Raw genomic sequence first — 21,005 nt, forward strand, 5'->3', positions numbered from 1 at the left:
AAAGATCGGGGTGGGCGGCCATCCTACCATTGGCGCGCGCCGCATCAAGCGCGGTTTTCCCGCGGGTTCCTGCGGCTCGTGCCGGGAGCGGGGCATGCTCGCAATCTGGAAGTCAGACGAATTCGAGTCTCCGAAGCCCGCCGCGCCTTGGCTGGCGGGCCGCTTTCCTTTTATGGGCCTTTCCGATAGGATCGAAAAAACATTTCATGCACTGCAAGATTGGCGGTATCAGGAGATAGATCATGCGAGTCAGCGACATTCTTAAAGTCAAGGGCAATACCCTTTTTACGGTCACGCCGGATACCACGCTGCATGACGCCGTCAATACCATGGCCGAGCACGACATCGGCTCGCTCGTCGTGATGGAGTACGGCGACCTCGTCGGCATGCTGACGTTTCGCGAAATCATTCTGACCTTGAGCGAGAACGGCGGCAGCGTCGGCACCTCGACGATCCGCAAGGTGATGGACGACCATCCGCTCACCTGCACGCCCGAAACCGACGTCAACGAAGTGCGCCGCATGATGCTCGAGCATCACGTGCGCTATCTGCCCGTCATGGAAAGCCGCACGCTGATGGGCGTCATCTCGTTTTACGACGTCGCGAAGGCGGTGGTCGAGGAGCAGGGGTTCGAGAACCGCATGCTGAAGGCCTATATCCGCGACTGGCCGGAAGAGCAGGAAGGACAGGACCAGCAGCCGGCGCGTTGATGCGCGTGGCTCGAAGGTCGCGCTCCGGCCATCGCCGCGAGCGCGAACCCGCCGACAGGGCGCGCGCGCAAGCGGGCGCTTTTTTTGTGTCTGGAGCTGGTGCGGGCGGATTGCGGGAGCCGCGTGCGCGAGTCGCGGCGATCCGCTTGCCGGCCGTGCCGTCCGCTTCATCGCCATTTTTCCGCGCCGTTCTCCTGACTTCATGAACGATCGTCCGTTGCCCGCCGCCCGCCGCGCCGCTCGCGCGCACGAAGCGCACGAATCCCAGTTCCGCCTGCTCGGCCAGCGCCGCTTCGCGCCGTTCTTCTGGACACAGTTTCTCGGCGCGATGAACGACAACGTGTTCAAGATCGGCTTCACGTCGCTCGTCACGTATCAGGCGGCGCGGTTTTCGGGCGTCGACCCGAAAACCGCGGCGTTCCTGATCTCCGCGATTTTCATTCTGCCTTTCGTGCTGTTTTCGGCCACTTCCGGCCAGATCGCGGACAAGTACGACAAGGCGTTGCTCACGCGCCTCGTCAAGACTTTCGAGATCGCGGTGATGCTGGTCGGCGGCGCGGGGTTCTGGCTGCACAGCGCGCCGTTGCTGTACCTGTGCACGTTCCTGATGGGCGTGCATTCGACGGTATTCGGGCCGGTCAAGTACTCGTATCTGCCGCAGCATCTGTCGCAGGCGAAGCTGGTCGGCGGCAATGGCATGGTCGAGATGGGCACCTTCGTCGCGATCCTGATCGGCACGATCGTCGGCGGCGCGGGCGCGGGGTTCGCCGAGCATGGCGCAGTGGTGCTCGCTTGCGCGTGTATCGCGATCGCGCTGATCGGGCGCGCCGTGTCGGGCTTCGTGCCGCCTACGCCCGCGCCGCAGCCCGGGTTGCGCATCAACTGGAACCCGGTCAGCGAAACGTGGCGCAATCTGAAGCTCGCGCACGAAAACCGCACGGTGTTTCTTGGTCTGCTCGGCATTTCGTGGCTGTGGTTCGTCGGCGCGACGTTCCTCGCGTCGTTCTTCAACTTCGCGAAGGACGTGCTGTCCGCCGATCCCGACGTCGTGACCGTGCTGCTCGCCACGTTTTCGATCGGCATCGGCATCGGCTCGCTGTTGTGCGAACGGCTCTCGAAGCGGCGGATCGAAGTCGGCCTCGTGCCGCTCGGCTCGATCGGCATGAGCGTGTTCGCGATCGATCTTTTTTTCGCGAGCCACGCGCTGCCGCCGGCGGGGCATCTGCTCAGCGTTGGCGAATTTCTCGCGCGGCTGGCGCATTGGCGCGTGCTCGCCGATCTGTTCCTGCTCGCGATGTTCGGTGGCTTTTACAGCGTGCCGCTGTATGCGCTGATCCAGAGTCGTAGTCAGCCGAGCCATCGCGCGCGCATCATCGCCGCGAACAACATCCTCAACTCGCTGTTCATGATCGTGTCGGCGCTGATGGCGATGGGCCTGACCGCCGCGGGCTTCAGTATTCCGGCGTTCTTCCTCGTCACCGCGCTTCTGAATGTGGTCGTCGCGGGCTACATCTATTCGCTCGTGCCCGAGTTCCTGCTGCGCTTCATCGCGTGGCTGCTCGTGCATACGTTCTACCGGATCCGGCTCGTGCACGCGGAGCGGATTCCGGAGCAGGGCGCGGCGGTGCTCGTGTGCAACCACGTCAGTTTCGTCGATGCGATCGTCATCATGGCCGAAAGCCCGCGGCCGATCCGCTTCGTGATGGACCATCAGATCTTCCGCTCGCCGTTCGTCGGCTGGCTGTTCCGGCACGCGAAGGCGATTCCGATCGCGTCCGTGCATCAGGACGCGGCGCTGCTCGCGCGTGCGTACGACCTGTGCGCGCAGGCGCTCGCGGACGGCGAACTAGTCTGTATCTTTCCCGAAGGGAAGCTGACGCGTACCGGCGAGCTGAATCCGTTTCGCCACGGCGTCGCCGAGATCGTCAGGCGGACGCCGGCGCCCGTCATTCCGATGGCGCTGCGCGGGCTGTGGGGCAGCGTGTTTTCGCGCGCGGTGGACGCAACCTGGCCGCGGCCGATCAGCAAAGGTGTGATGAGCCGGCTGAGCCTCGCCGTCGGCGAGCCGATCGACCCGGCGCTCGTGACGCCGGAGACGCTGCAGCGGATCGTGACCGAGCTGCGCGGCGCCCGCAAGTAGCCGTGGGCCGGTGCGCGGACGCCGAGATGGCGGGCTCGCCCGCCATCACCCGCTTTCGGCCGAGTGCGCCCTGGCCGATCGGCCATCGCCGTCGCCAGGCCCGGCTTCGAGACGAGCGGGCTGGCATAATAGCGTTCTCCCCGTATTTCTTTGGACGACGCTCATGTCCGGTAACACGCTCGGTACGCTTTTCACTGTCACGACCTTCGGCGAATCGCACGGCCCCGCTATCGGCTGCGTGATCGACGGCTGCCCGCCGGGCATGGCGCTCAACGAAGCCGACATCCAGTTCGAACTCGATCGCCGCAAGCCGGGCACGTCGCGCCACGTGACGCAGCGCCAGGAAGAAGACAAGGTCGAGATCCTGTCGGGCGTGTTCGAAGGTCAAACCACCGGCGCGCCAATTGCGCTGCTGATCCGCAATACCGACCAGCGCAGCAAGGACTACGGCAACATCGCGGAAACGTTTCGCCCCGGCCACGCCGACTACACGTACTGGCAAAAGTACGGCATTCGCGATTACCGCGGTGGCGGCCGCTCGTCGGCACGGCTGACGGCGCCGACGGTCGCGGCGGGCGCGGTCGCGAAGAAGTGGCTGCGCGAGAAGTTCGGCACCGAAATTCGCGGCTATATGGCCGCGCTCGGCGAGATCGACGTGCCGTTCGTCGATTGGGCGCAGGTGCGCGAAAACCCGTTTTTCGTGCCGAATGCGGAGATCGTTCCGCAGCTCGAGGCGTATATGGACGCGCTGCGCAAGGACGGTGATTCGATCGGCGCGCGCATCAACGTGGTTGCCTCCGGTGTGCCGGTCGGCCTCGGCGAGCCGCTGTTCGACCGCCTCGACGCCGACATCGCGCACGCGATGATGGGCATCAACGCCGTGAAGGGCGTCGAGATCGGCGCGGGCTTTGCGAGCGTCGCGCAACGCGGCTCGGTGCATGGCGACGAGCTGACGCCGGAAGGTTTCGTCGGCAATCACGCGGGCGGCGTGCTCGGCGGTATTTCGACGGGGCAGGACATCACGGTGTCGATCGCGATCAAGCCGACGTCGAGCATTCGCACGCCGCGCCGTTCGATCGACAAGGCGGGGAACCCCGCGATCGTCGAGACCTTCGGGCGGCACGACCCCTGCGTCGGCATTCGTGCGACGCCGATCGCCGAGTCGATGCTTGCGCTCGTGCTGATCGATCACGCGCTGCGCCATCGCGCGCAATGCGGCGATGTGGCCGTCAGCACGCCGAAGATCGCGGCGAGCGCGCCGTAACCCTGACGCGGTCCCGCGATTGGCGGCGAACGAGCCGCCATAAAAAAGAATCGGGAAGGGGACCAACGAAACGCGCAAGAATGCGCGCAGACGAAAGCGCGAGCGCGCTATCGGAATTTGCCTGCGCGACGCTGCCGGTTATCGCGCAGCGCCGCACAGGCAGACGGCACATCAATCACATATTCGGATAGTTCGGACCGCCACCGCCTTCCGGCGTGACCCACACGATATTCTGCGTCGGGTCCTTGATATCGCAGGTCTTGCAGTGCACGCAGTTCTGCGCATTGATGACGAGCCGCTCGCTGCCATCGTCGTTCTTCACGAACTCGTACACTGCAGCGGGGCAATAACGCGCCTCCGGTCCCGCGTAGGTCTGCCAGTTCACGTTGACCGGCACGGTCGGATCCTTCAGCGTCAGGTGCGCCGGCTGATTTTCCTCGTGATTCGTGTTCGAGATGAACACCGAGGACAGCCGGTCGAACGTCAGCTTGCCGTCCGGCTTCGGATACGTGATCGGTTTGCACTGCGAAGCCGGCTTCAGCATCTCGTGATCGGAATGCTGATGATGCAGCGTCCACGGCACGTTGCCGCCGAGCAGCTTCTGCTCGAGACCGACCATCAGCGTGCCGAGGTAGAGACCCTTGCTCATCCACTGCTTGAAGTTACGCGCGCGATACAGCTCGGTGTAGAGCCACGACGTCTTGAACGCTTCCGGGTAGGCGCTCAGTTCGTCTGACAGACGGCCGGCCTGGACGGCGTCGAACGCGGCATCGGCGGCGAGCATGCCGGTCTTGATCGCGGCGTGCGAACCCTTGATGCGCGACGCGTTCAGGAAGCCCGCGTCGTCGCCGACCAGCGCACCGCCCGGGAACACCAGCTTCGGCAGCGACATCAGGCCGCCCGCGGTGATCGCGCGCGCGCCGTAGGACACGCGCTTGCCGCCTTCGAGAATCGCGCGGATCGCCGGATGCGTCTTGTAGCGCTGGAATTCCTCGAACGGCGACAGATACGGATTCGAATAGCCGAGGCCGACCACGAAGCCGACCACGACCTGGTTGTTGTCCATGTGGTAGAGGAACGAGCCGCCGTAAGTGTCGTTTTCGAGCGGCCAGCCGGCCGTGTGCATGACCAGACCCGGCTTGTGCTTCGCGGGATCGATCTCCCACAGCTCCTTGATACCGATGCCGTACACCTGTGGATCGACGCCGTCGCGCAGCTTGAACTTCTCGTTCAGCTGGCGGCCGAGGTGGCCGCGCGCGCCTTCGCAGAACAGCGTGTACTTCGCGTGCAGCTCCATGCCGAGCTGGAAGTTTTCGGTCGGTTCGCCGTCCTTGCCGATGCCGAGGTTGCCGGTCGCGACGCCCTTGACCGAGCCGTCGCCGTTGTACAGCACTTCGGCCGCCGGAAAGCCCGGGAATATCTCGACGCCGAGCGCCTCGGCCTGCTGACCCAGCCAGCGCGTCACGTTCGCGAGGCTGATCACGTAGTTGCCGTGGTTCTTGAAATTGTCCGGCAGCGCCCAGGTCGGCACGCTCTTCGCGCCCGTCTCCGACAGGAACAGGAAGCGGTCTTCGGTCACTTCGACCGTCAGCGGCGCGCCTTTTTCCTTCCAGTCCGGGATCAGCTCGGTCAGCGCGCGCGGGTCCATCACCGCGCCCGACAGAATATGGGCCCCGATCTCAGAGCCTTTTTCGAGTACGCACACGCCAATGTCAGCGCCTCGTTCGGCGGCGCGCTGCTTCAGGCGAATGGCCGCCGACAGCCCCGCAGGGCCGCCGCCGACGATGACGACGTCATATTCCATCGACTCGCGCGGGCCGTACTGCTCAATGAGACTTGCGGGGGTCATTGATGCTCCTCTTACCGTTAGAATGCTTTTTTCGGGTTCGTATTGTGGGCGATCGAATCCCGCGCCGCAACCCGAAAGCCACAGATTAGCACGACCGTACTATTTCACGATACGGTATAGACCCTTAGTCGGGTCCTGCCGAACCCGTCAACCGCAGTTGTCATCACAACCGAACAAGGAAAGACAATGGGCCGTTCGATCAATCTGGAAGGCAAGGTCGCGCTGATTACGGGCGCCTCGAGCGGGCTGGGCAAGCGCTTCGCGCAGGTGCTGTCGCAGGCGGGCGCGAAGGTCGTGCTGGCGAGCCGACGTACCGAGCGGCTCAAGGAACTGCGCGCGGAAATCGAGGCGTCCGGCGGCGCCGCGCACGTCGTGTCGCTCGACGTGACCGACTATCAGAGCATCAAGTCGGCGGTCGCGCATGCGGAGACCGAGGCCGGCACCATCGATATCCTCGTCAACAACTCGGGCGTGTCGACCACGCAGAAGCTGTCCGAGGTCACGCCGGCGGACTTCGAATACGTGTTCGACACGAATACGCGCGGCGCGTTTTTCGTGGCGCAGGAAGTCGCCAAGCGCATGATCATGCGCGGCAACAACGCGCAGAAGCCGTCGTACCGGATCATCAACATCGCGTCGATGGCGGGCTTGCGCGTGCTGCCGCAAATCGGCCTGTATTCGATGAGCAAGGCCGCGGTCGTCCACATGACGAAGGCGATGGCGCTCGAGTGGGGCAAGCACGGCATCAATGTGAACGCGATCTGCCCCGGGTATATCGACACCGAGATCAACCATCACCACTGGTCGACCGATCAGGGCCAGAAACTCGTGGCGATGCTGCCGCGTCATCGGGTCGGCAAGCCGGAGGATCTCGATGGGCTGCTCCTGCTGCTCGCGGCGGATGAATCGCAGTTCATCAACGGCTCGGTGATCGTCGCCGACGACGGCTTCGGACTCGCGTGAGCGGGTCGTCCAAAGTTTCAAAAGTCAGGCAGAAAAAGGAAGAACGGAAGTACAGGATGAGCGATTTTCACGCAGTTTTCGAAATGACGATGCCGATCCGCTGGGGCGACATGGACGCCTTCGGTCACGTCAACAACACGGTTTATTTCCGCTACATGGAGCAGGTGCGGATTTCCTGGTTCGAGCACATGGACTTTGTCGGCCAGCGCGCGCACGGGCAGGGGCCGGTGATCGTCAATGCGTCGATGGAGTTTCTGAAGCAGTTGCACTATCCGGGCGACGTGATCGGCCGGATGTCGGTGGCGACACCGGGGCGCAGCAGCTTCGATACGGCTTTCGAGCTCCTGCGCGCCGATGAGCCGGATACGCTCTATGCGCGAGGCGCCGCACGATGCGTGTGGATCGACTACGCGGCGGGCAAGTCGGTGCCGGTGCCTGACGTACTGCGCGCGGCCATCGAGAGCGCGGCGCTCGTCAAGGCGGCCTGAGCGCGCGGCTTGCCAGCGCTGTCGCGCGCGTCAAACGCCCTCTCTCAATCCCCGAGCAGCCGCTGCAACAGCTCGGTCGCATTGCCCGTATCGTATTTGCGCATGAGCCGCGCGCGGTAGACGTCGACCGTGCGCGGGCTGATGTCGAGCACGCGGCCGATCTGCTTGCTGGTCTTGCCCGTCACCAGTTGCGCGGCGATTTCGCGCTCGCGTGGCGTCAGTTCCACCGCGACCCGCCGGGTTGCGCTCAAATCCTCGAAAGTCCAGACACCCGCCGCGTGCGGGTCGGTGCGCTGCTGCGCGCGGCCCGTCACGTGACACCAGAACAGCTCGCCGTTCGCGCGCTTCATGATCCGGTCGTCGGCGTAGCTGCCTTGCGCGGTCATGATCGGCGGAATGCGCGCGCCGATCCGCTCGAACTCGTCCGCCGATGGATACAACACCTGGAACGACTGACCGATCAGCGCGTCGCGCGCGTAGCCGAATATCGACGCTAGCTCGTCGTTGCAGTCTTCGATGGTCCGCTCGCGGGACAGCACGAGTCCGATCGGCGCGAGGTGAAACGCAGTGCGGTAATCCAGGGCGGGCATGGGCGGGAGGCAAGTACTTATGTATTTTTGCGTATTGTGCCGCATGGCGGGCCCAGCGTACTCTTTCGGGCGGATGACAACGCGGCTCAAGCCGCGGATGACTAGAATGACGTAGCGGTATCGTGAGGCGACGTGAAGTTCACCCGTTGCGATATCAGCCGCAATGATCCGGCGGCCTGCGTACACGTTTCGGGTTTCCATAAAGGAAGGGACATACAGATGAACAAGGTCTATCCAGGCGCCGCCGAGGCGCTGAAGGACATCGTCAAGGACGGGCAGACGTTCGCCGTCGGCGGCTTCGGGTTGTGCGGCATTCCTGAGGCGCTGATCGCTGCGCTGCGCGATTCGAAGGTGCAGGGCATCACCTGCATCAGCAACAACGCGGGCGTCGACGGTTTCGGCCTCGGCCTGCTGCTCGAGACGCGTCAGATCAAGAAAATGATCTCGTCGTACGTCGGCGAAAACAAGGAGTTCGAGCGCCAGTACCTGGCCGGCGAACTCGAGCTCGAATTCACGCCGCAAGGCACGCTCGCCGAGAAGCTGCGCGCGGGCGGCTCGGGCATCCCGGCGTTTTTCACGAACACCGGCTACGGCACGCAGATCGCCGAGGGCAAGGAAACCCGCCAGTTCGGCGAGAACCACTACGTGCTCGAACATTCGCTGACCGCCGATGTCGCGCTCGTCAAGGCATGGAAGGCCGACAAGGCCGGCAACCTGATCTATCGCCGCACCGCGCGCAACTTCAATCCGATGTGCGCGATGGCGGGCCGCATCACCGTCGCGGAAGTCGAAGAGATCGTCGAAGTGGGCGAGCTCGATCCGGACGCGATCCATACGCCCGGCATCTTCGTGCAGCGCATCGTGCTGAATGCGCATCCGGAAAAACGCATCGAACAACGCGTCGTCCGCGCGAAAGGAGACTGATCATGGCATGGACTCGTGACGAAATGGCCGCGCGCGCGGCGAAGGAACTGCAGGACGGCTTTTACGTGAACCTCGGCATCGGCTTGCCGACGCTGGTCGCGAACCACGTGCCGGCGGGCGTCGAAGTGTGGCTGCAGTCGGAGAACGGTCTGCTCGGTATCGGCCCGTCGCCGACCGAAGACGAAGTCGACGCCGACCTGATCAACGCCGGCAAGCAAACGGTGACGACGCTGCCCGGTTCGTCGATTTTCTCTTCGGCGGATTCGTTCGCGATGATTCGCGGCGGCCACATCAATCTCGCGATTCTCGGTGCGATGCAGATCAGCAGGAAGGGCGATCTCGCGAACTGGATGATCCCGGGCAAGATGATCAAGGGCATGGGCGGCGCGATGGACCTGGTCGCGGGCGTCAAGCGCGTGGTCGTGCTGATGGAGCATGTCGCGAAGGGCGATCAGCACAAGATCCTCGAAGAATGCACGCTGCCGCTGACGGGCGTGGGTGTGGTCGACGAGATCATCACCGATCTCGGCGTGATCGAAGTGACCGAAAACGGCTTGAAAGTGACCGAACTCGCGCCGGGTGTGAGCGTCGACGAAATCAAGGCGAAAACCGGCGCGCCGCTCGATGTGAGCGCGGTGAGCTGACGCGGGTTGAAACGCCGCTGCGCGCGTCGGCGCGACCGCGCGGCGGCAACGGTGTGTTCCGGACGGGCGAGACGTGAGTCTCGCCCGTTCTGTATTTGGCGCACGGCGGCGGATGCGCCGGACGGTTGGATCGACCTTCCTAAGCCTTCTGGCCGATGCTTGCCGCGCGACGAAGCGGTTTACAATCATTTGCAGCCCAATCCGCAGCGTCTTTGCAAGGACACCAGATGACCGCAACGACTTCCGCTTCCACCACCGGGCGGCCCGCGCCGCGTCAACGTTACGTGCGGTGCGCGAGCGCTGCCGGCCTGCATCGCGTCGCCTATACCGAGTGGGGCGACCCGGACAATCCCCGAGTGTTGCTGTGCGTGCACGGACTCACGCGATCGGGGCGCGATTTCGACCGCCTCGCCGCCAACTTCGCGGACACCTATCGCGTGGTGTGCCCGGACGTGGTTGGCCGGGGCTTGTCGTGGTGGCTCGCGAACCCCAACTTATACGCGGTGCCGCAGTACGTCGCCGACATGGTCACACTGATCGCGCGGCTCGACGTCGACACCGTCGACTGGTTCGGCACCTCGATGGGCGGCCTGATCGGCATGGGGCTCGCCGGCCTGCCGGACACGCCAATCCGCAAGCTGCTGCTGAACGACGTCGGGCCGCATCTGGAGCCGGTCGCGGTCAAGCGCATCGGCGATTACCTTGGCAAGCCCGCACGCTTCGAAACGCTGCAGCAGGGCGTTGACTATGCCGCGCAGCTCGCGCAGAGCTTCGGACCGCTGACTCCGGACGAATGGCGCGAAATCAATACGCCGTTGCTGCGCGAAGAGGACGGCGCATGGGTGCTGCGCTATGACCCGCGCATCGCGCAGCCGTTCGCGGCGGTCACCGAGGAAGCGGCGAAGCTCGGCGAGGCGGCGCTGTGGCATTCGCTCGCGTCGTTCCAGGGGCCGGTGCTGGTGGTGCGCGGCGAGCAGTCGGATTTGCTGTCGCGTGAAACGGTCGCGAAGATGGTGTCGACCGCGCGTGCCGCATCGAGCGTGGAGATCGCCGGCGTCGGGCATGCGCCGGCGTTCCTGGCGGCGGACCAGATCGCGCTCGCGAGGGAGTTCTTCATCGGTTAGGCCGCGAACGCGTCATAATATTGAGTTCCGCATGACGATTTCATCGGCAGTGTCGTGTGGGACGTAGTTCGATTAACCCCTCAGCTCAGGACTTTTCATGGCAGTCATTCGTTATCACGTCGGCAAGCGTCTCTCGGAAATGGCCGTGCACAACGGCACCGTGTACCTCGCGGGTCAGATCGCCGAAGACGACGATCAGGACATCGCCGGCCAGACGCGCGAAGTGCTCGGCCACATCGACCGTCTGCTCGCGGAAGCGAACAGCGACAAGTCGCTGTTGCTGTCGGTGCAGATCTATATCTCGGACATGGCGCATTTCGCCGGCATGAACGCCGTGTGGGACGAGTGGGTCGCGCAGGGCGACACGCCGCCGCGCGCGACCGTCGAGGCAAAGCTTGCGAATCCGAAGTGCCTCGTCGAAATCGTCGTGATCGCGGCGCAGCGCAACTGAGTCGCGGCCGTCCGGCAGCACCGTGGTTGATTTTCCGTTGAATCGTCTGGCCCGGCGGGCCGTCGCACCATGAACACCGATACCGTTCCGAGCGCGCCTCATCCCCATCGTTCCTTCGACGAAGCGATGGCGTTCGTGCGCGAACATGCGGGCGAGGTGCGGCTGTCGTCGGGCGAATTGCTCGCGGATCACGCGGCGGGCACCGCGTCGATCATGCGCAAGCTCAACGTCGATCCGCCGGCGGTGCTGGCCGCTGCGCTGTTTGCGCTGACACCGCATCTGCGCGATCCGGAGCGCGTGATCGCCGACGACTTCGGCGAAGAAGTCGCCCAACTGGTCGGCGACGTACGCAAGCTGCTGCGGCTCGGCACGGTCAGTTTGCGCGCGGCGCAAAACGCGATGCCCGAGGCCGGACGTGACGCGCAGGCTGCGCGCCGCGCGCAGGTCGAGGCGCTGCGCAAAATGCTGCTCGCGTTCGCGCAGGACATTCGCGTCGTGCTGATCCGCCTCGCGTCGCGGCTGCAAACGATGCGTTATTACGCGGCCGCGAAGCTCACGCCGTCGCCCGACGTCGCACGCGAAACGCTCGATATCTACGCGCCACTCGCGAACCGCCTCGGTATCTGGCAATTGAAGTGGGAGCTCGAGGACCTCGCGTTCCGCTTCGAGGAGCCGGACACCTACAAGCGCATCGCGAAACTGCTCGACGAGAAGCGCGTCGAGCGCGAGAGCTATGTCGCGCAGGCGATCGAACGCCTGCAGCAGGAGCTGGCCGCCGCGCATATCCGCGCGGAAGTGAGCGGTCGGCCGAAGCATATCTACAGCATCTGGCGCAAGATGCGCGGCAAGGAGCTGGACTTCGCCGAGTTGTACGACGTGCGCGCGTTTCGCGTGATCGTGCCGGACATCAAGGACTGCTACACCGTGCTCGGCATCGTGCACAACCTGTGGCAGCCGGTGCCGAAGGAGTTCGACGATTACATCTCCCGGCCGAAGCCGAACGGCTACAAGTCGCTGCACACCGTCGTGATCGGCGACGACGGCCGCGCGTTCGAAGTGCAGATCCGCACGCAGGAAATGCATCGCTTCGCCGAATACGGCGTGGCCGCGCACTGGCGCTACAAGGAAGCGGGTGCGCGCGGCTATGGCGGCACGTTCACCGCGAGCGAGAAATACGACGAGAAGATCGCCTGGCTGCGACAGCTGCTCGCATGGAAGGACGAAGTCTCCGAGGGCGAGCATGGCGAAGCGGGCTCGGCACAGCCGTGGGAGCAGTTGCGCCAGGCCACGCTCGACGACGATCACATCTACGTGCTGACGCCGCAGGCGCGCGTGATTCCGTTGCCGCACGGCGCGACGCCGATCGACTTCGCGTTTCACCTGCACAGCGAGCTTGGGCATCGTTGCCGTGGCGCGCGCGTCGACGGCGCGATGGTGCCGCTCAACACGCCGCTGCAGAACGGCCAGACGGTCGAGATCGTGGCGGTGAAGGAGGGCGGTCCGTCGCGCGACTGGCTTAATCCGCAACTTGGCTATCTGCAAAGCCCGCGCGCGCGGCAGAAGGTGCGCGCATGGTTCAACGCGGTGGAGTTACAGGAGCACATCGCGAACGGTCGCGCGATGGTTGAAAAAACCCTGCAGCGCGAAGGCAAGACCTCGGTCAATCTCGATCAACTGGCCGCGCGGCTCGGTTTCAAGACCACCGACGACCTGTTCTCCGTGGTCGGCAAGGAGGAGTTCAGTCTGAGGCTCGTCGAGCAGGCGTTGCAGGATGCGCCGCCGCCCGAGCCCGAGGTCGATGCGCCGGAGAAGTTCGAGAAACGCAGCAGCGGCGCGAGCGTCGCGCGCGGCGCCTCCACGGGGGTGCTGGTGGTCGGCGTCGATGCGTTGCTCACCCAGCTCGCGCGCTGCTGCCGGCCGGCGCCGCCCGACGACATCTGCGGATTCGTTACGCGAGGCAAGGGCATGTCGGTTCATCGCAGCGATTGCGCGACGTTCCGCCGGATGGCGGAGCGCGCGCCGGAGCGCGTGCTTCAGACGGCGTGGTCGGCGGACGTGATGAGCGGCCGCGGCCATTCCGTCTACCCGGTCGACCTCAGCATCGAGGCGACGGACCGGCAAGGTCTGCTGCGCGATATCTCCGAAGTATTCGCGCGGGAAAAGATGAACGTGATCGGCGTAAAGACGCAATCGCGCCGCAATGCCGCGTTCATGCAATTTACCGTCGAGGTGTCGAGCTCCGCGCAGATTCAGCGCGCGTGCACGCTGCTGGGCGAGATCACGGGTGTCGTGCGCGCGACGCGCAAGAACTGAGGCGCGGGCGGTTGGAAAAAGCCCCGCTAGTGGCGCGACGGATTAAAGTCGCCGCATAAAAGTACTTGCCAAGCTGCGCTATACCCCATATAATCTCGTTTCTTCAGGCTCGTAGCTCAGCTGGTTAGAGCACCACCTTGACATGGTGGGGGTCGTTGGTTCGAGTCCAATCGAGCCTACCAACGAAAATGAAATTCCGGCCTCGCTGGGGTTTCGCAAGCTGCAGTAAGCGCTTTCAGCGCAAAAAGGCGAATACGGTTATGACACCGCGAACGTTGACCGAAACCATTTCGGAACGACGCTAGTCGAGGACCACTTTCGCCAGTGAAGTTTGCATAAAATGTGAATGCGGCCCCTCGAAAGCGGGGCCGCATTTTTTTTATCTTTTTGACCCTGGTTGTATGTGCCGCCGCCGGTCGGCACCACGGAGAACGCAATGGTTTCGATACGTTTGCCTGACGGTTCTGTTCGACAGTACGAGCATCCGGTGACCGTCGCCGAAGTGGCCGCCTCGATCGGCCCCGGTCTCGCGAAAGCCGCGCTCGGCGGCAAGATCGACGGGGAGCTGGTCGATACGTCCATGCTGATCGATCACGACGTGGCGCTCGCCATCGTCACGGAGAAGGACGCAGACGGTCTCGATATCATCCGCCACTCGACGGCGCACCTGCTCGCGTACGCGGTGAAGGATCTGTACCCGGAAGCGCAGGTCACGATCGGCCCGGTCATCGACAACGGTTTCTATTACGACTTCTCCTATAACCGTCCTTTCACGCCGGAAGATCTCGAAAAGATCGAAAAGCGCATGCAGGAACTCTCGAAGAGGGACGAGCCGGTGTCGCGTCGCGTGGTGTCCCGCGACGAAGCGGTCGAGTACTTCAAGAGCATCGGTGAAAAGTACAAGGCCGAGATCATCGAATCGATCCCCGCTAGCGACGAAATCAAACTGTACTCGCATGGCGGCTTCACGGACCTGTGCCGCGGCCCCCACGTGCCGTCCACCGGCAAGCTGAAGGTCTTCAAGCTGATGAAAGTCGCCGGCGCGTACTGGCGTGGCGACTCGAAGAACGAGCAGTTGCAGCGCATTTACGGCACGGCCTGGACGAAGAAGGAAGACCAGGAAGCGTATCTCCACATGCTCGAAGAAGCCGAGAAGCGCGACCATCGCAAGCTTGGTAAGCAGCTCGACCTGTTCCACATGCAGGACGAGTCGCCGGGCATGGTGTTCTGGCATCCGCGCGGCTGGACGCTGTGGCAGCAAGTCGAGCAGTACATGCGCCGTCGCGTGAACGACGCCGGCTACCTGGAAATCAAGACGCCATTGATCATGGACCGCTCGCTGTGGGAAGCGTCGGGCCACTGGCAGAACTATCGTGAAAACATGTTCACGACGGAATCGGAAAAGCGCGACTACGCGATCAAGCCGATGAACTGCCCCGGTCACGTGCAGGTGTTCAATCACGGTCTGCGCTCGTATCGCGATCTGCCGCTGCGTTACGCGGAGTTCGGTTCGTGCCATCGCAACGAATCGTCGGGCGCGCTGCATGGACTGATGCGTGTGCGCGGCTTCGTGCAGGACGACGCGCATATTTTCTGTACCGAAGATCAGTTCATCAGCGAATCGATCGCGTTCAACACGCTGGCAATGAGCGTCTACCGCGACTTCGGCTTTGATAACGTCGAGATCAAGCTGTCACTGCGCCCGGATGCGCGCGCCGGCACCGACGAAACTTGGGATCGCGCGGAGCAGGGACTGCGCGAGGCGCTGACGGCCTGCGGCGTCACGTGGGAAGAGTTGTCCGGCGAGGGTGCATTCTACGGCCCGAAGGTCGAGTATCACATCAAGGACGCGCTCGGCCGCTCGTGGCAGTGCGGTACGCTGCAGCTCGACATGGTGTTGCCGGAGCGGCTGGGTGCCGAATACGTTGCCGAAGACAACAGTCGCCGTCGCCCGATCATGCTGCACCGGGCGATCGTCGGATCGATGGAACGTTTCCTCGGGATTCTGATTGAGCACCATGCTGGTGCAATGCCCGCTTGGCTCGCGCCGATGCAGGTCGTTGTGATGAATATTGCGGAAAGTCAGGCCGAATACGCGCAGGCGCTAGCCCAATCGTTGCAAAAACAAGGGGTTAGAGTCGAGGCCGATTTGCGCAACGAGAAGATTAGCTATAAAATACGCGAGCACACGCTGGAAAAGGTCCCCTACCTGTTGGTGGTCGGCGACAAGGAGCGTGAAGCGCAAACGGTAGCCGTGCGTGCCCGTGGTGGTGTCGATATGGGTGTAATGCCTGTTGATGCCTTCATTGAGCGTCTGCGCCAGGACGTGCAGTCGTTCAACTGAGCCACTTGGTACCCGGCTCGTTTTTTTTAATTTTTAGAGGAAACGTAACATCGCTACTGATAAGTCTGCGCACCGCATCAACGGTGAAATTACAGCACCCGAGGTGCGACTGGTCGGCGTCGAGAACGAACCGCTCGGCATCGTAAAACTCGCTGATGCGTTCCGCATGTCGGAACAGCAGGACGTAGATCTGGTCGAAATCGCTCCGCAAGCGGTTCCGCCGGTTTGCCGCTTGATGGACTACGGCAAGTTCAAGTACCAGGAAGCGAAGAAGCAACACGAGGCCAAGCTCAAGCAGAAGGTCATCCAGGTCAAGGAAGTCAAATTCCGCCCAGGTACCGACGACGGTGATTACAACGTCAAGCTGCGCAACCTCGTCCGCTTCCTCGAAGACGGCGACAAGACGAAAATCACGTTGCGTTTCCGTGGCCGCGAAATGGCTCACCAGGAAATCGGCATGCGCATGCTCGAACGCCTGCGCACCGACCTCGACGAAGTCGGTCAGGTCGAGCAGATGCCGAAAATGGAAGGGCGCCAGATGATCATGGTGCTCGCTCCGAAGAAAAAGAAGTAAGCGCGAAGCAGTTGGCCGGAGCGACGGCGTGCCATGTGGCGCGCGCTCCGGCGGCGCAAGGTTGTTTGATGCTGTGCTGGGTGTCCGGCTTGGTGTCGGAAGGTTTCGGAACGTCGCGCATGCAAGTGCGCAGTGGTTCCCGAAAAGCGGCCGCTGGCGGTATCGGCGGTCTGCATACCAAGTGGAATGGGTTTCGAAGGGCGGGAAATGGCCATCTGGCCGACCGCACACCCATGTCCATCTAATAATGGAGTTGTCATGCCGAAGATGAAGACCAAGAAGAGCGCTGCAAAGCGCTTCGTGGTGCGTCCGGGCGGTACCGTCAAGCGCGGTCAGGCCTTCAAGCGCCACATTCTTACCAAGAAGACCACCAAGAACAAACGCCATCTGCGCGGCTCCACGGCAGTTCATGATTCCGATCTGAACTCCGTTCGCGCAATGCTGCCGTTCGCTTAACCCTTAACCGACACTCATAGGAGCGAAGCATGCCTCGAGTAAAACGTGGGGTTACCGCACGGGCCCGTCACAAGAAGATCATCAAGCTGGCCAAGGGTTACCGCGGCCGTCGCAATAACGTCTATCGCATCGCCAAGCAGGCGGTCATGCGCGCAGGCCAATACGCCTACCGCGACCGCCGCAACAAGAAGCGTGTGTTCCGCGCACTGTGGATCACGCGTATCAACGCGGCGGTGCGTCAGCACGACATGACGTACAGCGTGTTCATCAACGGCCTGAAGAAGGCGTCGATCGAACTGGACCGTAAGGTGCTGGCCGACATGGCTGTGTTCGACAAGGCTGCTTTTGCTGCGATCGTTCAGCAGGTGAAAGCCGCCGTTGCAGCCTGATTGCGCTTCTGGCAATTAAAACTGCGTGGTTCGTTGCAGCGAACATCCGGTAGTCTCGGTGACGCTGCAACAAAAACGGGGCTCCTCACCGAGCCCCGTTTTTGTTGGTAGAACCAGTTTTGTTTCGATAGAACACTGACGTTGAAATGATGGGATCAATGGATCTGGACCAGATTGTCGCCGACGCGCAAAAAGCCTTCGCAGAAGCCCCCGACGTCACCACCCTCGAGAATGAGAAAGCGCGCTTTCTCGGTAAGGCGGGTGCACTGACCGAGCTGTTGAAGGGCCTTGGCAAACTCGATCCCGAAACGCGCAAGACCGAAGGCGCACGGATCAACCTCGTCAAGCAACAAGTGGAAGCCGCGTTGACGGCCCGCCGTCAGGCGCTGGCCGACGTGCTGCTGAATCAGCGCCTCGCCGCTGAAGCCATCGACGTCACGCTGCCCGGCCGCGGCACCGGTGCAGGCAGCCTGCACCCGGTGATGCGCACCTGGGAGCGCGTCGAACAGATTTTCCGTACGATCGGATTCGACGTGGCCGACGGCCCCGAGATCGAAACCGACTGGTACAACTTCACCTCGCTGAACAGCCCGGAAAACCATCCGGCGCGTTCGATGCAGGACACCTTCTACGTCGACGGCAAGGATGCCGACGGCCGCCCGCTGCTGCTGCGCACGCATACGAGCCCGATGCAGGTGCGCTACGCGCGCACCAACACGCCGCCGATCAAGGTGATCGTGCCGGGCCGCACGTATCGCGTGGATAGCGACGCGACGCATTCGCCGATGTTCAACCAGGTCGAAGGCCTGTGGATTGACGAGAACATCAGCTTCGCGGACCTGAAGGGCGTCTATACCGACTTCCTGAAGAAATTCTTCGAGCGCGACGACATTCTCGTGCGCTTCCGTCCGTCGTATTTCCCGTTCACCGAACCGTCGGCCGAGATCGACATGCAGTTCGAAACGGGCAAGAACGCGGGCAAGTGGCTCGAAATTTCGGGCTCCGGCCAGGTGCATCCGACTGTGATCCGCAACATGGGTCTCGACCCGGAGCGCTACATCGGCTTCGCTTTCGGCAGTGGCCTCGAGCGTCTCACGATGCTGCGTTACGGCGTGCAGGACCTGCGCCTGTTTTTCGAAAACGACCTGCGTTTCCTGCGTCAATTCGCGTGACCCGGCGCGCGCGAGCGCGACGAAGCATAAATCGCGGCAGCGCACCTGGTGCGCGCCGCGAGCGTCCCCGGCAGAGCTCGCTGAACCGGCGCAAGACCACCGGGCTTTACGAAGCATCTGCCGGACGTGGACCCAACCTGATCACAACGTACACAGAACCATGCAATTTCCGGAATCCTGGCTCAGAACTTTTGTCGATCCGCAACTGACTACCGACGAGCTGTCGCACGCGTTGACGATGGCGGGTCTCGAAGTCGAAGACCTGCGGACGGCCGCGCCGCCGACCTCGAAGATCGTCGTCGGCCAGGTGCTGGAAGTCGTCAAGCACCCGGATGCGGACAAGCTCAACGTGTGTCAGGTCGACGCTGGCACCGGCGCGACGCTGAACATCGTGTGCGGCGCGCCGAATGTTGCGTCCGGCATCAAGGTGCCGGTCGCGCTGGTCGGCGCGCAACTGCCGCCGGCCGAAGAGGGCGGCGCACCGTTCGCGATCAAGCTGTCGAAGCTGCGCGGCGTGGAAAGCCAGGGCATGCTGTGCTCGGCGCGCGAGCTGAAGCTCTCCGAAGATCACAGCGGTCTGATGATCCTGCCGGAAGACACGCCGATCGGCCAGGACATCCGCGACACGCTCAATCTCGACGACACCGTTTTTGAAATCAAGCTGACGCCGAACAAGGCAGACTGTCTGTCGGTATTCGGCGTCGCGCGAGAAACGTCGGCGATTACCGGAGCGCCGCTGCGTCCGCTCGAAATCAAGCCGGCTCCGGTCACGCTCAACGAAACGCTGCCCGTGAAGATCTCCGCGCCCGATCTGTGCGGCCGTTTCTCGGGCCGCGTGATCCGCGGCGTCAATGCGCGCGCGAAGTCGCCGCAATGGATGGTCGAGCGTCTCGAGCGCTCCGGCCAGCGCAGCATTTCCGCGCTCGTCGACATCTCGAACTATGTGATGCTCGAGCTGGGGCGTCCGTCGCACGTGTTCGATCTCGACAAGATCCACGGCGGCATGGACGTACGCTGGGGCCGCAAGGGCGAAACGCTGAAGCTGCTGAACGGGAACACGGTCGAGCTCGACGAAACGGTCGGTGTGATCGCCGACGAGCAGCATATCGAAAGCCTCGCGGGCATCATGGGCGGCGACAGCACCGCGGTCACGCTCGACACCACCAACATCTATCTCGAGGCCGCGTTCTGGTGGCCCGACAGCATTCGTGGTCGCTCGCGCAAGTACAACTTTTCGACCGATGCAGGCCATCGCTTCGAGCGCGGCGTCGACTACGCGACGACCGTCGATCATATCGAGCGCATCACGCAGCTGATCCTCGACATCTGCGGCGGCGAAGCGGGTCCGGTCGACGATCAGATCGTCAACGTGCCGAAGCGCGCGCCCGTGAAGATGCGCGTTTCGCGCGCGAACCGCATCATCGGCGTCGCGATCGGTGTCGATGAAATCGCGCAGATCTTCACGCGCCTCGGCCTCTCGTTCGAGCGTGACGGCGATACGTTCTCGGTGATGCCGCCGTCGTACCGCTTCGATATCGAAATCGAAGAGGACCTGATCGAAGAGGTCGCGCGTATCCACGGCTTCGAAAAGATTCCGGCGCGCCCGCCGGTCGCGACCAGCGAAATGCGCGCGACCAACGAGACGCAACGCTCCATCCACGCGATCCGTCATGCGCTCGCCGCGCGCGACTACGCGGAAACGGTGAACTTCAGCTTCGTCGACGCGGAGTGGGAGCAGGACTTCGCAGGCAACAGCAACCCCGTGCGTCTGATCAACCCGATCGCGAGCCAGCTGTCGGTGATGCGCACGACGTTGTTCGGCAGCCTGATTCATGTGTTGCGCACGAATCTGAACCGTCGCGCGGCGGACCGCGTGCGCGTGTTTGAAGCAGGTCGCGTATTCCTGCACGATCCGTCGATCAAGGCCGGCGAGCTGACCGTCGAAGGTTTCGCGCAGCCGAAGATGATCGGCGCGCTCGCCTATGGGCCCGCGCTCGACGAGCAGTGGGGCGCACCGACGCGTGCCGTCGACTTCTTCGACGTGAAGGGCGACCTCGAAGCGCTGGTCGCACCGGCGGTCGTGCGGTTCGTACAGGCCGAGCATCCGGCGCTGCATCCGGGGCGCAGCGCGCGGATCGAATTGAATGGTCGCGCAGTGGGCTGGATTGGCGAATTGCATCCGCGCTGGATGCAAAAATATGATTTGCCGCATGCGCCGATTCTGTTTGAAATCGAAGCGGAAGCATTAATGCAGCGGGTATTGCCGATTCCGTCGGAAGTTTCAAAATTCCCGCCGGTACGACGTGATATCGCGGTGGTCGTCGATCAGAAAATCGAGGTTCAGGCGCTGCTCGACGAGCTTCAGAAGGCCCAGTCCGAACCGGCCTGCAAGGCTGTCCAGAAGGTTGCACTTTTCGACGAATTTCGTCCAAAATCAAACACTTCCGGTGGTCTGGCCGCGCACGAGAAAAGCCTTGCGTTCCGGGTGACCTTGCAAGATACTGGCGGAACCCTTCAGGATGAAACGGTCGATCTGGCTATTCAAACTCTGGTGGAACGTCTAGCTCGAGTATATGGCGCACGGTTGCGCGGATAACCCGCATTTAACAA

18 protein-coding genes and 1 tRNA gene are annotated in these 21,005 nt (G+C 63.0%); 17 read left to right on the forward strand and 2 right to left on the reverse strand.

Annotated elements, in window-relative coordinates; translation table 11 throughout:
* The first annotated feature begins 242 nt into the window (after positions 1-242).
* The 3 genes from HDG33_RS01755 (at position 243) to aroC (ending at position 4,114) form a co-directional block, all read left to right on the forward strand.
* A complete protein-coding gene (locus tag HDG33_RS01755) occupies positions 243-710 on the forward strand; it encodes a CBS domain-containing protein (RefSeq protein WP_018421164.1) in 468 nt (155 codons plus the stop codon).
* Positions 711-912: 202 nt separating this feature from the next.
* Positions 913-2,850: an MFS transporter gene (locus HDG33_RS01760; RefSeq protein WP_184021804.1), complete on the forward strand. Its 1,938-nt coding sequence runs from the start codon at positions 913-915 to the stop codon at positions 2,848-2,850.
* 163 nt (positions 2,851-3,013) lie between these two features.
* The gene (aroC, locus tag HDG33_RS01765; RefSeq protein ID WP_184021820.1) at positions 3,014-4,114 is read left to right on the forward strand and encodes a chorismate synthase; all 1,101 of its coding nucleotides are present in this window, start codon (positions 3,014-3,016) and stop codon (positions 4,112-4,114) included.
* Between the two features lie 175 nt (positions 4,115-4,289).
* Here the strand turns inward: aroC and HDG33_RS01770 are convergent, their stop codons facing one another.
* Positions 4,290-5,963: an electron transfer flavoprotein-ubiquinone oxidoreductase gene (locus tag HDG33_RS01770; RefSeq protein ID WP_184021829.1), complete on the reverse strand. Its 1,674-nt coding sequence runs from the start codon at positions 5,961-5,963 to the stop codon at positions 4,290-4,292.
* A 186-nt stretch (positions 5,964-6,149) separates the two neighbouring features.
* Here HDG33_RS01770 and HDG33_RS01775 point away from each other — a divergent pair, with 186 nt between their 5' ends.
* Positions 6,150-6,926, forward strand: a complete 777-nt coding sequence (locus tag HDG33_RS01775; protein WP_018421159.1) for an SDR family oxidoreductase — start codon at positions 6,150-6,152, stop codon at positions 6,924-6,926.
* Positions 6,927-6,982: 56 nt separating this feature from the next.
* Positions 6,983-7,414: a thioesterase family protein gene (locus HDG33_RS01780; RefSeq protein WP_090800991.1), complete on the forward strand. Its 432-nt coding sequence runs from the start codon at positions 6,983-6,985 to the stop codon at positions 7,412-7,414.
* A gap of 44 nt (positions 7,415-7,458) precedes the next feature.
* On the opposite strand, the gene HDG33_RS01785 is transcribed toward HDG33_RS01780, so the two are convergent.
* Positions 7,459-8,004 (reverse strand): LuxR C-terminal-related transcriptional regulator, encoded by a 546-nt coding sequence (locus HDG33_RS01785; protein ID WP_018421157.1) that lies wholly within the window; start codon positions 8,002-8,004, stop codon positions 7,459-7,461.
* A 219-nt stretch (positions 8,005-8,223) separates the two neighbouring features.
* Here HDG33_RS01785 and HDG33_RS01790 point away from each other — a divergent pair, with 219 nt between their 5' ends.
* The 12 genes from HDG33_RS01790 to pheT all read left to right on the forward strand — a co-directional run bounded on the left by HDG33_RS01790 (position 8,224) and on the right by pheT (position 20,991).
* The gene (locus tag HDG33_RS01790; RefSeq protein ID WP_090800989.1) at positions 8,224-8,928 is read left to right on the forward strand and encodes a CoA transferase subunit A; all 705 of its coding nucleotides are present in this window, start codon (positions 8,224-8,226) and stop codon (positions 8,926-8,928) included.
* Positions 8,929-8,930: 2 nt separating this feature from the next.
* A complete protein-coding gene (locus HDG33_RS01795; RefSeq protein ID WP_184021841.1) occupies positions 8,931-9,572 on the forward strand; it encodes a CoA transferase subunit B in 642 nt (213 codons plus the stop codon).
* Positions 9,573-9,799: 227 nt separating this feature from the next.
* A complete protein-coding gene (locus tag HDG33_RS01800; RefSeq protein ID WP_184021853.1) occupies positions 9,800-10,696 on the forward strand; it encodes an alpha/beta fold hydrolase in 897 nt (298 codons plus the stop codon).
* 97 nt (positions 10,697-10,793) lie between these two features.
* Positions 10,794-11,147, forward strand: coding sequence for a RidA family protein (locus HDG33_RS01805; protein ID WP_184021856.1), 354 nt, complete (start codon positions 10,794-10,796; stop codon positions 11,145-11,147).
* A 69-nt stretch (positions 11,148-11,216) separates the two neighbouring features.
* Complete coding sequence (locus HDG33_RS01810) at positions 11,217-13,460, forward strand: bifunctional (p)ppGpp synthetase/guanosine-3',5'-bis(diphosphate) 3'-pyrophosphohydrolase (RefSeq protein ID WP_184021860.1); 2,244 nt, start codon at positions 11,217-11,219, stop codon at positions 13,458-13,460.
* A 105-nt stretch (positions 13,461-13,565) separates the two neighbouring features.
* Positions 13,566-13,642: transfer RNA gene (locus HDG33_RS01815), tRNA-Val, on the forward strand.
* A 254-nt stretch (positions 13,643-13,896) separates the two neighbouring features.
* A complete protein-coding gene (gene thrS / locus HDG33_RS01820) occupies positions 13,897-15,804 on the forward strand; it encodes a threonine--tRNA ligase (protein WP_184021863.1) in 1,908 nt (635 codons plus the stop codon).
* A gap of 49 nt (positions 15,805-15,853) precedes the next feature.
* Positions 15,854-16,378 (forward strand): translation initiation factor IF-3, encoded by a 525-nt coding sequence (gene infC, locus HDG33_RS01825; protein ID WP_075643713.1) that lies wholly within the window; start codon positions 15,854-15,856, stop codon positions 16,376-16,378.
* 258 nt (positions 16,379-16,636) lie between these two features.
* Positions 16,637-16,834 (forward strand): 50S ribosomal protein L35, encoded by a 198-nt coding sequence (gene rpmI, locus HDG33_RS01830; protein WP_006052501.1) that lies wholly within the window; start codon positions 16,637-16,639, stop codon positions 16,832-16,834.
* Between the two features lie 29 nt (positions 16,835-16,863).
* On the forward strand, positions 16,864-17,223 hold the full coding sequence (gene rplT / locus HDG33_RS01835; RefSeq protein ID WP_006052502.1) for a 50S ribosomal protein L20: 360 nt from the start codon (positions 16,864-16,866) through the stop codon (positions 17,221-17,223).
* Positions 17,224-17,381: 158 nt separating this feature from the next.
* Positions 17,382-18,395 (forward strand): phenylalanine--tRNA ligase subunit alpha, encoded by a 1,014-nt coding sequence (gene pheS / locus HDG33_RS01840; RefSeq protein WP_184021866.1) that lies wholly within the window; start codon positions 17,382-17,384, stop codon positions 18,393-18,395.
* A gap of 160 nt (positions 18,396-18,555) precedes the next feature.
* The gene (gene pheT, locus HDG33_RS01845) at positions 18,556-20,991 is read left to right on the forward strand and encodes a phenylalanine--tRNA ligase subunit beta (protein WP_184021869.1); all 2,436 of its coding nucleotides are present in this window, start codon (positions 18,556-18,558) and stop codon (positions 20,989-20,991) included.
* Positions 20,992-21,005: the final 14 nt, after the last annotated feature.

It is taken from the genome of Paraburkholderia sp. Cpub6, from assembly GCF_014201065.1.
In the GTDB taxonomy this organism is placed as follows: domain Bacteria; phylum Pseudomonadota; class Gammaproteobacteria; order Burkholderiales; family Burkholderiaceae; genus Paraburkholderia; species Paraburkholderia tuberum.

Coding starts and splice junctions, on each gene's coding strand:
- HDG33_RS01755 (WP_018421164.1), top strand. CDS start 243: ATGCGAGTCAGCGACATTCTTAAAGTCAAGGGCAATACCCTTTTTACG.
- HDG33_RS01760 (WP_184021804.1), top strand. CDS start 913: ATGAACGATCGTCCGTTGCCCGCCGCCCGCCGCGCCGCTCGCGCGCAC.
- aroC (WP_184021820.1), top strand. CDS start 3,014: ATGTCCGGTAACACGCTCGGTACGCTTTTCACTGTCACGACCTTCGGC.
- HDG33_RS01770 (WP_184021829.1), bottom strand. CDS start 5,963: ATGACCCCCGCAAGTCTCATTGAGCAGTACGGCCCGCGCGAGTCGATG.
- HDG33_RS01775 (WP_018421159.1), top strand. CDS start 6,150: ATGGGCCGTTCGATCAATCTGGAAGGCAAGGTCGCGCTGATTACGGGC.
- HDG33_RS01780 (WP_090800991.1), top strand. CDS start 6,983: ATGAGCGATTTTCACGCAGTTTTCGAAATGACGATGCCGATCCGCTGG.
- HDG33_RS01785 (WP_018421157.1), bottom strand. CDS start 8,004: ATGCCCGCCCTGGATTACCGCACTGCGTTTCACCTCGCGCCGATCGGA.
- HDG33_RS01790 (WP_090800989.1), top strand. CDS start 8,224: ATGAACAAGGTCTATCCAGGCGCCGCCGAGGCGCTGAAGGACATCGTC.
- HDG33_RS01795 (WP_184021841.1), top strand. CDS start 8,931: ATGGCATGGACTCGTGACGAAATGGCCGCGCGCGCGGCGAAGGAACTG.
- HDG33_RS01800 (WP_184021853.1), top strand. CDS start 9,800: ATGACCGCAACGACTTCCGCTTCCACCACCGGGCGGCCCGCGCCGCGT.
- HDG33_RS01805 (WP_184021856.1), top strand. CDS start 10,794: ATGGCAGTCATTCGTTATCACGTCGGCAAGCGTCTCTCGGAAATGGCC.
- HDG33_RS01810 (WP_184021860.1), top strand. CDS start 11,217: ATGAACACCGATACCGTTCCGAGCGCGCCTCATCCCCATCGTTCCTTC.
- thrS (WP_184021863.1), top strand. CDS start 13,897: ATGGTTTCGATACGTTTGCCTGACGGTTCTGTTCGACAGTACGAGCAT.
- rpmI (WP_006052501.1), top strand. CDS start 16,637: ATGCCGAAGATGAAGACCAAGAAGAGCGCTGCAAAGCGCTTCGTGGTG.
- rplT (WP_006052502.1), top strand. CDS start 16,864: ATGCCTCGAGTAAAACGTGGGGTTACCGCACGGGCCCGTCACAAGAAG.
- pheS (WP_184021866.1), top strand. CDS start 17,382: ATGGATCTGGACCAGATTGTCGCCGACGCGCAAAAAGCCTTCGCAGAA.
- pheT (WP_184021869.1), top strand. CDS start 18,556: ATGCAATTTCCGGAATCCTGGCTCAGAACTTTTGTCGATCCGCAACTG.